Raw genomic sequence first — 12,380 nt, 5'->3', positions numbered from 1 at the left:
GTCAAGGTCAAGCCAGTCCCGCCGAGTGGCGCAGTCTGGCCGTTATTGACCGTCGAAACTGACCATTCTGCGCCAGTCGCGGGACAGAATGCGCCACTCGAGGGGGTGTCAGGCGCGGATGGACAGGTCCGTGGAGTCGTGGCGCCCACGCAGGACCTCGCTGCCGTGGTCGGTCCAATGGCCTTGTTCGTCCGCGGGCGCCTCGCTCACGCTGCGGCGGGAGACGAGCACGTGGCCCGGGACGTCCTTGGCGAGCTCGGTGAGTCGAGCCGCCGCGTTGACGGCGTCGCCGATGACGGTGAACTCGAAGCGGGACCGGGCCCCCACGTTGCCGGCCACCGCCTCCCCGGTGGAGACGCCGATGCCGGCGCCGACCTCGGGCACCTCGGTGACCATCCGGTCGGCGATGGCGCGGGCCGCGGCCAAGGCAGCACCGGCGTGGTCGTCGATGTGCTTGGGGGTGCCGAAGATCGCGAGCACCGCGTCGCCCATGAACTTGTTGACCAGTCCGTCGTGGCGGTCGACCTCCTCGACGATGACGGTGAAGAACCGGTTCAGCATGTCGACGACCTCCGACGGCGCACGGTCGGTGGCGAACGTCGTCGAGCCGATGATGTCGATCATCAGGACCGAGACCACCCTCGTCTCACCCCCGAGGGCGACCTCGCTGTCGGTGGCGGCCTTGGCGACCGACTCGCCGACATGACGCCCGAACAGGTCGCGGATGCGCTCGCGCTCGGCCAGCCCCTCCGCCATGTCGTTGAAGCCGGCCTGCAGCTGGCCGCAGCTCGGTGGCGTCGTTGACCACGATGCGGGTCTGGAAGTCGCCGTCGCGCACCTTGGTGAGGGCGTCGCGCACGGCGTCGAGCGGCGTGACGACTGCTCCTGCGTTGAGCAGCGTCACCATGAGACCGAAGACGAGCACCACGGCCGAGAGGCTCAGGACCGCGTAGGCGAACTGGTCGAGCTGCACGTCATCGGGACGGGTCAGGACGACGAACCCGGCCACGATCAGGCCGAGCGTGGGCGCCGCGGTGCCGAGGAACCAGAACACCACCATGCGCCGCCTGACGCCGGCGCTGGTGAAAGCGGCGTCGCGCTGGTCGGCAAGGGCCCGGGCCGCGACGGGGCGCAGGACGTACTCGGTGAACAGGTACGCGATGGCGCTGACGACGATGCCCGCGATGGCGACGCTGAAGAACGTCGGCAGCGCCGCTCCGGGCTGCAGGATCGCCGCGATGGTGGTGAACACGGCGGTAGCCACCATCCAGAGCACGAGCTGCATGACGGTGATGCGCCACGGCAGCTTGAGGGCGCTGATGCTCTGCTGCCTGGTCGGCGACTGGTCGCTGAGCGCCCAGGACAGCTCGTTGAGGGTCAGCTTGGTGATCGTGACGGCACCGAAGACGACGGCGGCGACGACGTACAGCGGCACGGCGAACACCATGGCGCCGAGGAACTCGTCCGACGGGCCACCCCCGGGGATGACGAGATAGTTCAACGACGCCACCACGATCGCGCCGATGACGTTCGTGAACACCAGCAGCACCGTCAGCAGCACCTGGATGCGGCGGCGCAGCACGCGCACCTCCTGACCCTCCGGGCCCAGCAGACGCGCCTGCGCGCGGCGGACCGTGCGGTTCATCGAGGCTGGCGTTCCGGCGTGGTGAGCACGCCACATGGTCCCACGAAGCGGCGGCGGATCGCGTGCAGGCGATTGACAGGTGTCGTACGGTGCCGGGACGCTGTACTGGCAACCTGACTCCCAGTTGCACCCCCGAAAGGAACCACCCATGGCGCGCAAGCCCGATCGCGAGACCGTCGATGCACTCAAGGCCGTCACCGACTTCAGCGACGACGTGATCTCGGCGATGGCCCTGTCCGGTGCCAAGGTCAACATCCCCGAGCGTTGGTCGGTCATGGCCGAGAACACCCCAGCCGACATGGCCTACGTGCTGCTGGCGGGCGAGGTCGAGGTGCGCAAGGCCGGCGAGCCGGTCGCCACCCTGCCGCCGGGCCAGATCTTCGGAGAGGTCGGCCTGCTCGAGCACTCGTTGCGCACGGCGTCGGTCGTCGCCGTCTCCCCCATCACCGTGCTGCGGCTCGACGCCGCCAGTCTGCAGAAGATCGCCGACGACAACCCGGACTTCGCCGCGTCCCTGGCCGAGGGCGCCGACCTGCGCCAGAAGTAGCGAACCGCGCTCCGACCGCCCGGTGAGACACACGTCTCACGGGGTGGTCGCTGTATGTGACGAACAGATAACGTGCACCAGATGAACATCGGTGTCGTACGGGAGTCGTTGGCCGGGGAGACGCGCGTCGCTGCCACGCCGGCCACGGTGGAGCAGCTGATCAAGCTCGGTTACGAGGTGGTCGTCGAGTCCGGTGCGGGTGAGCTGTCGAGCTTCACCGACGAGGCCTTCGCGGCCTCCGGTGCCACCGTCGGCAGCGGTGACGACGCCTGGCAGACCGACATCGTGCTCAAGGTCAACGCGCCCACCTCGGACGAGATCGCCCGCCTCCTCGACGGCGCCACGGTGATCAGCATCATCGCTCCGGCCCAGAACGAGGCCCTGCTGGCCGAACTCTCCCAGCGCAACCTGACGGTCCTCGCGATGGATGCCGTCCCCCGCATCTCGCGCGCCCAGTCCATGGACGTGCTGTCGTCGATGGCCAACATCGCCGGATACCGCGCCGTCATCGAGGCGGCCAACGAGTTCGGCCGCTTCTTCACCGGTCAGATCACCGCCGCCGGCAAGGTGCCACCCGCCACGGTGCTGGTCGCCGGTGTCGGCGTCGCGGGCCTGGCCGCCATCGGCACCGCCAACAGCCTCGGCGCCATCGTGCGCGCCACCGACCCGCGTGCCGAGGTGGCCGACCAGGTCGCCTCGCTGGGCGGCGAGTACCTGCCCGTCGAGGTCGAGACCGAGCAGTCCACCGACGGGTACGCCAAGGCCACCAGCGAGGAGTACGACCGTCGTGCCGCCGAGATCTACTCCGAGCAGGCAGCCGAGGTCGACATCATCGTCACCACCGCCCTGATCCCTGGCCGCGCCGCCCCGGTGCTGATCACCGAGGCCGACGTCGCCGCCATGAAGCCCGGCAGCGTCATCGTCGACATGGCCGCGGCCAACGGCGGCAACGTGGTCGGCTCGGTGGCGGGCGAGAAGATCGTCACCGACAACGGCGTGACCATCCTCGGCTACACCGACCTCGCCGGCCGCCTGCCCACGCAGGCGTCGCAGCTGTACGGCACCAACCTGGTCAACCTGCTCAAGCTGCTGACGCCGGAGAAGGACGGCCAGCTGGTTCTGGACTTCGACGACGTCGTGCAGCGCACCATCACCGTGGTCTCGCAGGGCGAGACCACCTGGCCGCCGCCCCCGGTGAGCGTGTCGGCCGCGCCGGCCGCCGCCCCGGCGCCGCCCAAGGAGCCCGAACCACCCAAGGAGCCCGCGCCGGCCTGGCACCGCTGGGCCCTGATCGGCACCGGCATCCTCGCGCTGTTCCTGGTCAACGCGTTCGCCCCCGAGCCGCTGCCCGAGCACTTCACGGTGCTCGTGCTCGCGATCGTCATCGGCTACTACGTCATCGGCAAGGTGCACCACGCGCTGCACACGCCACTGATGTCGGTCACCAACGCCATCAGCGGCATCATCGTCGTCGGCGCCATGGTGCAGATCGGCGAGGTCGGTGACGTCGACAACTCCGGAGTCATCCGCGTGCTCGCCTTCATCGCGATCCTGCTGGCCTCCATCAACGTCTTCGGCGGATTCGCCGTGACCCGGCGCATGCTCAGCATGTTCTCGAAGGAGGGATGAACGTGGATTCACAGAGCATCGCCGTCGCGGCCTACATCGTCGCGTCCCTGCTGTTCATCCTGAGCCTCGCCGGTCTGTCCAAGCACGAGACGGCGCGCAACGGCATCGTGTTCGGCATCGCCGGCATGACCATCGCGCTGCTGGCCACGTTCATCGCCGTCGCCGATGTCGCCGACGCCACCGCCGTGGTGCTGCTGATCGTCGCCGTGGTGATCGGCGGCTCGATCGGCCTGTGGCGCGCCCGGGTGGTCGAGATGACCGGCATGCCCGAGCTGATCGCCCTGCTGCACTCGTTCGTCGGTCTCGCCGCGGTGCTGGTGGGCTGGAACGGCTACCTGGAGCACAAGGCGTTCGCGCAGCAGTCGCTGGAGAACATCCACAACGCCGAGGTCTTCGTCGGCGTCTTCATCGGCGCGGTCACCTTCACCGGTTCGATCGTGGCCTTCCTCAAGCTGTCGGCGCGCATCAAGTCCAGCCCGCTGATGCTGCCGGGCAAGAACTACATCAACCTCGGTGCGCTGGCGTTGTTCGTGGCGCTGACCATCTGGTTCGTCATCACCCCCAGCCTCGGGCTGCTGATCGCGGTCACCGTGGTCGCGCTGGCGCTCGGCTGGCACCTGGTCGCGTCCATCGGCGGCGGCGACATGCCCGTCGTCGTGTCGATGCTGAACAGCTACTCGGGCTGGGCTGCCGCGGCGTCGGGCTTCCTGCTCGACAACGATGCCCTGATCGTCACCGGCGCCCTGGTCGGCTCGTCCGGCGCGTACCTGTCGTACATCATGTGCCAGGCGATGAACCGCTCGTTCATCTCGGTGATCGCCGGTGGCTTCGGCATCGAGGCCGGACCCGCCGACGACACCGACTACGGCGAGCATCGTGAGATCAGTGCCGAGGACACCGCCGAGCTGCTGAAGAACGCGTCGTCGGTCATCATCACGCCCGGCTACGGCATGGCCGTGGCGCAGGCGCAGTACCCGGTGGCCGATCTGGTCCGCAAGCTGCGTGACCGCGACGTCGAGGTGCGCTTCGGCATCCACCCGGTCGCCGGACGGCTGCCCGGCCACATGAACGTCCTGCTGGCCGAGGCCAAGGTGCCCTACGACATCGTGCTCGAGATGGACGAGATCAACGACGACTTCGCGGAGACGTCCGTCGTGCTGGTCATCGGCGCCAACGACACCGTCAACCCGTCGGCGGCCGAGGACCCGGGCAGCCCCATCGCGGGCATGCCGGTGCTGCACGTGTGGGAGGCCCACGACGTCATCGTGTTCAAGCGGTCGATGGCCGCGGGCTACGCCGGTGTGCAGAACCCGTTGTTCTTCCGCGACAACACCCAGATGCTCTTCGGCGACGCGAAGGACAAGGTCGAGGAGATCATTCGCGCGCTCTAGCCATCCGCTGACGAGTCACGCAGGTCCGCTGACGAGTCACGGAGGTTGCGTGAGGAGTCACCCAGCGCACGTGAGGAGTCACGCCGGCGCACTTGAGTGACTCGTCGGTCGCCGTGCGTGACTCGTCAGCGGACCTGCGTGACTCGTCAGCGGGCTGGCGGTCAGTCGACGACGCCGTAGAGGCGGTCGCCGGCGTCGCCGAGGCCCGGGACGATGTAGCCGAGCTGGTTGAGCTTCTCGTCCAGCCCGGCCGTCACGAGTGTCACGGGTGCGGAGACCGACGCCAGGTCCGCCTCGAGGCGCGCCACGCCCTCGGGCGCCGCGAGCAGGGTGATGGCCGTGATGTGGTCGGCGCCGCGTTGCACCAAGAAGTCGATGGCGGCGGCCAGCGACCCGCCGGTGGCGAGCATCGGGTCCAGGACGTAGCACTGGCGGCCGGTGAGGTCGTCGGGCAGGCGCTCGGCGTAGGTGACCGCCTCGAGCGTCTCCTCGTTGCGCACCATGCCGAGGAAGCCCACCTCGGCGGTGGGGATCAGCCGCTGCATGCCCTCGAGCATGCCGAGACCGGCGCGCAGGATCGGCACCACGAGCGGACGGGGCTGCGACAGTCGCACTCCCTGGGTCGTGGCGACCGGCGTCGTCACGTCGACCGGCACCACCCGCACGTCGCGGGTGGCCTCGTAGGCCAGCAGCGTCACCAGCTCGTCGGCGAGGCGTCGGAAGGTCGGCGAATCGGTGGTCTCGTCGCGCAAGAGCGTCAGCTTGTGGGAGATGAGCGGGTGGTCGGCGACGTGAACCTGCATGGGACGAGACTAGCGGCGTCGCGGCGGGGTCTGTCACGATCAGTGCATGGCGGACGACGAGGTCGATTTCGCGGTGGCGGCATACCGCACGGGCGACGAGTGGCATGTCGCCGAGATGAAGGCCTCGCTCGGCTACGACCTGGAAGAGCTCGGCGAGGCGCTGGCCCGCTTCCGCGCCGACGCCGGGGTGCTTGCGATGGTGTCCGTCAACGACGACTTCTTCGTGCTGGCACGGCGTGACTCCACCGGCATGCGGCTGGTGCTGTCCGACGTGACCGCCGTCCAGGAGTCCGATCTGGCCGCCGACGCCGCCGACGTGATGGACCTGGCCGAGATCGACGACGACGAGGACCCACAGCCCGGCGGCGACCTGGACCTGCTCGCCGACCTGGGTGTCACCGCCACCGACCTCGCCGACGTGTGCGACGACGGTGACGACGCCTCGGCCGAGGACATGCTGCTGGATCTGGCCGAACGCCTTGGCTTCGCCGACGAGCTGGAAGAGCTGCTGGATTGACCGACTGGCAGGTGCCGATGCGCGAAGCCCTGGCGCTGGCGCACGACGCGCTGGCCGACGACGACGTGCCCGTGGGCGCGGTCGTGCTCGATGCCGAGGGCACGGTGATCGGTCGCGGCCGCAACACCCGCGAGCGCGACGGCGACCCCACCGGCCATGCCGAGGTCGTCGCCATCCGTGAAGCAGCGGCTGCCCGCGGCGAGTGGCGGCTCGAGGGTTGCACCCTGGTGGTCACGCTGGAACCGTGCACGATGTGCGCCGGTGCGATCGTGGCCTCGCGTCTGGAGCGCCTGGTGTTCGGCGCCTTCGACGACAAGGCCGGGGCGGTCGGCTCGTTGTGGGACGTCGTGCGCGACCGCCGACTCAACCACCGCCCCGAGGTGGTCGGCCAGGTGCTGGCCGACGAGAGCTCAGCCCTGCTGCGCACCTTCTTCGAGGGCCACCGGTGACCTGGAGCTTCCGCTCCCTGACCCGCGACGACTTCGAGCTGGTCGGTCAGTGGCTCGCCGACCCCGAGGTGCGCCGGTGGTGGAACCAGGACCCGTCGCCGGCCGGCGTGGAGCGTGACTTCGGGCCGGGCGTCGACGGCCAAGAACCCGGAGAGGACCTGATCGCCGAGCTGGACGGTCGACCGGTCGGGCTGGTGCAGCGCGCCCGGGTGGGTGCGTATCCGGAGGATCTGGAGATCTTCACCCGCATCGCCGGCCCGGTGGCGCCGGGCGCGACGTCGCTGGACTACCTCGTCGGCGCGCCCGACGACCGCGGCCACGGACTCGGCCCGCAGATGATCGACGCCGTGGCCCGTTCGACCTTCGAGGACCCGGACGTCCCGTACCTGCTCGTGGCCGTCGTCGCGGCGCACCGCCGCTCGTGGCGTGCCCTGGAGAAGGCCGGGTTCCGCATCGTGGGTTCAGGCGATGCCGAGCCGGACAACCCGATCGACCCGCCGCTGCACCACGTGCTGCGCCGCGACCGATGGCGCGGGGAAGATCCGTCGCCGTCGGGCCGTTGAACCCGGCATGAGGCTCTCGCTGCTCGACCGGTCGCGCACCCGTGCGGGCCGGCCCGAGGCCGAGGGGCTCACCGGATCGGTCGAGCGTGCGGTCCACGCCGAGGCGTTGGGCTACGAGCGGTTCTGGGTCGCCGAGCACCACGGCGTCCCCGGCATCGCGAGCGGCGCACCCGCGGTGCTCCTCGCAGCGATCGGCGCCGCCACCGAACGCATCCGGCTCGGGTCGGGCGGCGTCATGCTGCCCAACCACCAGCCGCTCGTCGTGGCCGAGCAGTTCCTGATGCTCGAGGCGCTGCACCCGGGGCGTGTCGACCTGGGGCTCGGCCGCTCGATCGGCTTCACCGCACCCGTGCGCGCCGCCCTGCGCCACGACCTCGACGCGGCCGACTCGTTCGAGTCCGACCTCGAGGAGCTGCGCGACCTGCTCGACGGTTCGAGTGACGTGACGGCGCACCCGGTACCCAGCGCCGGGCCGGTGCCGATGTCTCTGATCGCGACCGGGAGTGGCGTCCAGATCGCTGCCCGGCTCGGTCTCCCGGTGGTGGTCGGCGGGCCGATGCTGTGGTCGGCCGACGGCGCGGAGGCATTGGCCGCCTACCGGCGCGACTTCCGGCCCAGCAAGCAGGCCGCAGACCCGCACGTGACGATCTCGCTCGACGTGACGATCGCCGCCACCGATGCCGCTGCCCGCGAGCTCGCGCTGCCGGAGGCCTGGGCCATGGCGCGGTCACGCCAGACCGGCGAGTTCCCGGCGCTGGAGTCGGTCGACGCGATCCGCGCCCAGCGCTGGACCGACCAGGTGCGCACGCGGGTCGAGGCGTCGCTCGACCAGGCCGTCGTGGGCTCGACGACGACGGTGCGCGGCATGCTCGACGAGCTGCAGCTCCGCACCGGCGCCGACGAGCTGCTCGCCTCCACGTCGACGCACGACCGCGAGGCGTTGTTCGCCTCCGATGCCGCATTGCGCGATCTCGTAGCCTGAGGCGCGTGAACGCCACGATCGAGACCGTCGTCGTCCCCGACTCGGTCGACGCGCCGGACGCAGCGACGTTCCTGGAGTACGTGGAGGTGCGCAACGCGGTCGAGGCGCACACCCTCGGCACCGACCTGCTGTCGCCGTCGGCACGTGCGCTTCGTCCGGAGTTCGCCGACAACCCCAACCGCAGGCGGATCCTGTTGCTGGCGCGACTCGACGGTGTGCCGGTCGGGCGAGGCATGGCCACCGTGCGCGTCCACGATCTCGACGCCGGCGCCTACGTGGCGGCCGACGTGCTGCCGCACGCCCGACGAGCCGGGATCGGCGCGGCGCTCTTCGACGCCGCGATCGCCGCGGCGCGTGACGCCGGCTGTTCGCGGCTGCTGGTCAACACCCCGCACACGACCCGGGCCGGCGGAGACCGGATCGCACCGCCCACCGGGTTCGGCGACGTGCCGGCCGACGACCCGGGCGCGCGGTTCCTGACGACGCGCGGCTTCGCGCTCGAGCTCGTCAACCGGATCAGCATGCTGTCGACCGACGGCCTCGTCGCTCGGCTCGCGCCGCTGCGTGACTCCGCCGCAGCGGTGGCCGGTGCCGACTACCTGCTGCACACCTGGCACGGGCCGACACCGCGCCCGTGGCTCGATGACCTGGCGGTGCTGCGCACGCGCATGAGCACGGACGCGCCGATGGGCGGCGTCGGAGCGCGCGTCGACCCGTGGGACGCCGAGCGGGTGGCGGCTCACGACCTGCGTGCCCTCGACGCCGGCCATCACGCCGTGACGGTCGTGGCCGAGAGCGTCGCGACAGGTCGGCTGGTCGCCATGACCGAGGTGCTGGTGTCGGCCGACGCCGTCGTGGCCGTGCAGGAGGACACCCTCGTGCTGGCCGAGCACCGCGGTCGGCGGCTCGGCGCGCTGGTCAAGGCCACCGCCGCCCAGGAGATGGTGAACCGCCATCCCCACGTCGAGCAGGTGGTCACCTACAACGTCGAGCAGAACCGTCCGATGCTCGACATCAACGAGCAGCTGGGCTTCCGGCCGGTCGGGTACGAGGGCACGTGGCTGGCTCGGCCAGCGGACGCTGCGGCCGACGCGCCGGAATGATCGTCGGCGCCGCCTCGTTGACCAGGAGAGGTCAGCGGCACCTGCAGTGACCACGGAACAACGCATCCGCTAGATTGGTTGAACATTCAACAATGCGGGCGGGCATCCGCCGGCCGAGGCGAAGGAGCACTCCATGAGCACGATGCAGTTCGGCATCTTCAGCGTCGGCGACCTGACCGTCGACCCGACCGACGGCTCGATCCCCACCGAGCACGAGAAGCTCAAGGCGCTGGTGCAGATCGCCAAGAAGGTCGAGGACATCGGCGGCGACGTCTTCGCCATCGGCGAGCACCACGACACCGGCTTCGTGTCGCCGTCGATCAGCACGCTGCACGCCTACATCGCGGCGCAGACCGAGCGGCTCATCTTGTCGACCTCGATCGCGCACATCACCACCAACGACCCGGTCAAGATCGCCGAGGACTACGCCACGCTCCAGCACCTGTCCGGAGGTCGCGCGGACCTCGTGCTCGGGCGCGGCAACACGGTGCAGGTGTACCCGTGGTTCGGCAAGGATCCGCGCCAGGGCGTGGAGCTGACGATCGAGAACTACCAGCTGCTGCGCCGCCTCTGGGACGAGGACGTCGTCGACTGGGAGGGCAAGCTGCGCACGCCGCTGCAGGGGTTCACGGCGATCCCGCGTCCGCTCGACGGCGTCGCGCCGTTCGTGTGGCACGGCTCGATCCGCACGCCCGAGGTCGCCGAGATCGCCGCCTACTACGGAGACGGCTACTTCGCGAACAACATCTTCTGGCCCAAGGAGCACTACATCCGGCTGATCAACTTCTACCGGCAGCGCTACGAGCACTACGGTCACGGCACGCCGGAACAGGCGATCGTCGGACTCGGCGGCCAGTTCTTCATGCGCAAGAACAGCCAGGACGCGATCAACGAGTTCCGCCCGTACTTCGACAATGCTCCGGTCTACGGCCACGGACCCAGCCTCGAGGACTTCCAGGCGCAGACCCCGCTGACCGTCGGCAGCCCGCAGGAGGTCATCGAGAAGACGCTGTCCTTCGCGGACTACTTCGGCGACTACCAGCGCCAGATGTTCCTCGTGGACCACGCGGGGCTGCCGCTCAAGACGGTGCTGGAGCAGCTGGACCTGCTCGGCGAGATCCTGCCGACCCTGCGGGCCGAGTTCGACGCGCGGCGGCCGGCCGGTGTGCCCGACGCACCCACGCACGCCAACCGGGTTGCTGCCAAGCGGGCACGTGAGGCCGAGGCGGTGCAGGCATGAGCCGCGTCGTCGCCGTGTCGGCCGGACTCAGCGAGTCGTCGTCGACGACGATGCTGGCCCAGCGCATCGGTGAGGCGATCACGGCGGCCGATCCGTCGGGTTCGTTCGAGGTGGTCACGCTGCGCGAGCTGGCACAGCAGATCGCCGAGGCCAACGTGGTCGGCTTCGCGGCACCGCGGCTGCAGAACGTGCTCGACCAGGTGGCCGCCGCCGATGCCGTGGTCTTCGTGACCCCCACCTACCAGGGGTCCTTCTCGGGGCTGTTCAAGTCGTTCATCGACGCGCTCGACCAGGACGCGTTGATCGGCAAGCCGGTCCTGCTGGGCGCCACCGGTGGCACGGCGCGGCACTCCCTGGTGGTCGACCACGCCATGCGTCCGGTGTTCGCGTACCTGCAGGCGTTCGTGATGCCCACGGGCGTGTTCGCGTCGCCGCACGACTGGGGCAGCGAGGGTGCGAATGCGCTCAACCAGCGCATCGCGCGTGCAGTCGCCGAGCTGACCAGCGTGCTCGGAGGCGCCGGCACCGGACGCTCCGCCGACGACTCGATCGACCTGTTCAGCGAGACCATGCTGAGCATCTCGGACCCGCCGCGAGGCACCTGACGTTCGCTGCTGGTCGCTACGCCGAACGCAGCGCGCGCCAGTGGTCCTCGAGACGCCGGGTCCCGATCGGCTCGCCGACCGCGTCGGCGGTCATCGACTCGGTGAAGAACCGGACCAGGTTGCCGGCGCGCGGGCCGGCGCGGTCGGCGAGCCACCGCGCGGGCCGGGCCGCCGCAGGTGGCACGTGCAGCACGCGGGGTCGCCGCTCCACGACCGAGAACGCCAAGCGCTCGACCTCCTCCATCGTGAACACATCGGGCCCGCCCACGTCCCACTCCCCCGAGGGGCCAGCGAGTTGTTCGGCCAAGAAGTCGGCGAGATCGGCGCCGTGGATCGGGTTGATCCGGTTGGCGCCGCGGCCGAGCGTGACGCCCAGCCCGTGCTCGGCCATCGACAAGATCTCGGTCATGTCGGAGAAGTAGCCGGACGGGTTGACGACCTGGGCGGCGACCCGGCTGCGCCGCAGGACCTCGACGAACGCATGCTTCGCGCGCAGGGTGCTCGACGTGCCGTGCTCGACGTGCAGCACGTTGACGTACTGGAACGTCGACACGCCCTCGCTCTCGGCGTCGCGCAGCAGCTGCAGGTTTCCGATGAAGTCGACGTCCCAGGGATCGGCCTTCTGCCGGGTGACGCCGAGCGCCGAGACGACGTGGTCGACGCCGCGGCTGACGCCGCTGATGGTGGACGGGTCCGCGTAGTCGACCTCGACCCACTCGCTCACCGTCCCCGCGAGCGACGGCGCGCCGAAGGATCCCGGGCGCTGCGCCGCGCCCCGCGACCTGACCAGGGCGCGAACGCGCCACCCGCGTGCGTGCAGGGCGGCGGCGACGTGACGGCCGACGTACCCGGTGGCGCCGGCGAGCGTGACGAGCTGCGACATGGGACGCCCTTTCCTGTACCGAC

Annotated in this window: 14 protein-coding genes; 10 read left to right on the top strand and 4 right to left on the bottom strand. The window is 70.2% G+C overall.

Annotation, left to right across the window (positions count from 1 at the left end; genetic code table 11):
• Nucleotides 1–108: 108 nt before the first annotated feature.
• Entirely contained in the window at nucleotides 109–624 is a 516-nt protein-coding gene (locus tag AC0L5F_RS09730) for an adenylate/guanylate cyclase domain-containing protein (protein WP_473313138.1), read from the bottom strand.
• A gap of 22 nt (nucleotides 625–646) precedes the next feature.
• Nucleotides 647–1,645 carry a hypothetical protein gene (locus tag AC0L5F_RS09725; protein WP_473313137.1) on the bottom strand — a complete coding sequence of 333 codons (999 nt, stop codon included), beginning with the start codon at nucleotides 1,643–1,645 and terminating at the stop codon, nucleotides 647–649.
• Between the two features lie 148 nt (nucleotides 1,646–1,793).
• Between AC0L5F_RS09725 and AC0L5F_RS09720 the strand changes: the two genes are divergently transcribed.
• The 3 genes from AC0L5F_RS09720 (at nucleotide 1,794) to pntB (ending at nucleotide 5,212) form a co-directional block, all read left to right on the top strand.
• Nucleotides 1,794–2,192, top strand: coding sequence for a cyclic nucleotide-binding domain-containing protein (locus AC0L5F_RS09720; protein ID WP_473313136.1), 399 nt, complete (start codon nucleotides 1,794–1,796; stop codon nucleotides 2,190–2,192).
• An 81-nt stretch (nucleotides 2,193–2,273) separates the two neighbouring features.
• Nucleotides 2,274–3,821, top strand: a complete 1,548-nt coding sequence (locus tag AC0L5F_RS09715) for a Re/Si-specific NAD(P)(+) transhydrogenase subunit alpha (protein WP_473313134.1) — start codon at nucleotides 2,274–2,276, stop codon at nucleotides 3,819–3,821.
• Nucleotides 3,818–5,212: a Re/Si-specific NAD(P)(+) transhydrogenase subunit beta gene (gene pntB / locus AC0L5F_RS09710; RefSeq protein WP_473313132.1), complete on the top strand. Its 1,395-nt coding sequence runs from the start codon at nucleotides 3,818–3,820 to the stop codon at nucleotides 5,210–5,212. Before AC0L5F_RS09715 ends, pntB begins: the two co-directional genes overlap by 4 nt.
• Nucleotides 5,213–5,373: 161 nt before the next feature.
• On the opposite strand, the gene upp is transcribed toward pntB, so the two are convergent.
• Nucleotides 5,374–6,015 (bottom strand): uracil phosphoribosyltransferase, encoded by a 642-nt coding sequence (gene upp / locus AC0L5F_RS09705; protein ID WP_473313131.1) that lies wholly within the window; start codon nucleotides 6,013–6,015, stop codon nucleotides 5,374–5,376.
• A 46-nt stretch (nucleotides 6,016–6,061) separates the two neighbouring features.
• Between upp and AC0L5F_RS09700 the strand changes: the two genes are divergently transcribed.
• The 7 genes from AC0L5F_RS09700 to AC0L5F_RS09670 all read left to right on the top strand — a co-directional run bounded on the left by AC0L5F_RS09700 (nucleotide 6,062) and on the right by AC0L5F_RS09670 (nucleotide 11,474).
• Nucleotides 6,062–6,532 (top strand): tRNA adenosine deaminase-associated protein, encoded by a 471-nt coding sequence (locus AC0L5F_RS09700; protein ID WP_473313130.1) that lies wholly within the window; start codon nucleotides 6,062–6,064, stop codon nucleotides 6,530–6,532.
• Nucleotides 6,533–6,549: 17 nt separating this feature from the next.
• Entirely contained in the window at nucleotides 6,550–6,981 is a 432-nt protein-coding gene (gene tadA / locus AC0L5F_RS09695) for a tRNA adenosine(34) deaminase TadA (protein WP_473316180.1), read from the top strand.
• Complete coding sequence (locus tag AC0L5F_RS09690) at nucleotides 6,978–7,544, top strand: GNAT family N-acetyltransferase (protein WP_473313128.1); 567 nt, start codon at nucleotides 6,978–6,980, stop codon at nucleotides 7,542–7,544. Before tadA ends, AC0L5F_RS09690 begins: the two co-directional genes overlap by 4 nt.
• A 7-nt stretch (nucleotides 7,545–7,551) precedes the next feature.
• Nucleotides 7,552–8,526 (top strand): MsnO8 family LLM class oxidoreductase, encoded by a 975-nt coding sequence (locus tag AC0L5F_RS09685; RefSeq protein ID WP_473313127.1) that lies wholly within the window; start codon nucleotides 7,552–7,554, stop codon nucleotides 8,524–8,526.
• A 5-nt stretch (nucleotides 8,527–8,531) separates the two neighbouring features.
• Entirely contained in the window at nucleotides 8,532–9,629 is a 1,098-nt protein-coding gene (locus AC0L5F_RS09680; protein ID WP_473313126.1) for a GNAT family N-acetyltransferase, read from the top strand.
• Nucleotides 9,630–9,762: 133 nt separating this feature from the next.
• Nucleotides 9,763–10,869, top strand: a complete 1,107-nt coding sequence (locus AC0L5F_RS09675) for an LLM class flavin-dependent oxidoreductase (protein ID WP_473313125.1) — start codon at nucleotides 9,763–9,765, stop codon at nucleotides 10,867–10,869.
• Complete coding sequence (locus tag AC0L5F_RS09670; RefSeq protein WP_473313124.1) at nucleotides 10,866–11,474, top strand: CE1759 family FMN reductase; 609 nt, start codon at nucleotides 10,866–10,868, stop codon at nucleotides 11,472–11,474. Before AC0L5F_RS09675 ends, AC0L5F_RS09670 begins: the two co-directional genes overlap by 4 nt.
• Before the next feature lie 16 nt (nucleotides 11,475–11,490).
• Here the strand turns inward: AC0L5F_RS09670 and AC0L5F_RS09665 are convergent, their stop codons facing one another.
• Complete coding sequence (locus AC0L5F_RS09665) at nucleotides 11,491–12,357, bottom strand: SDR family oxidoreductase (RefSeq protein ID WP_473313123.1); 867 nt, start codon at nucleotides 12,355–12,357, stop codon at nucleotides 11,491–11,493.
• Nucleotides 12,358–12,380 lie beyond the last annotated feature (23 nt).

It is taken from the genome of Aeromicrobium sp. 10G20-16 (assembly GCF_055809665.1).
Note: the sequence above shows the minus strand (reverse complement) of the source record. Positions and strands in the feature narration are given on the sequence as shown.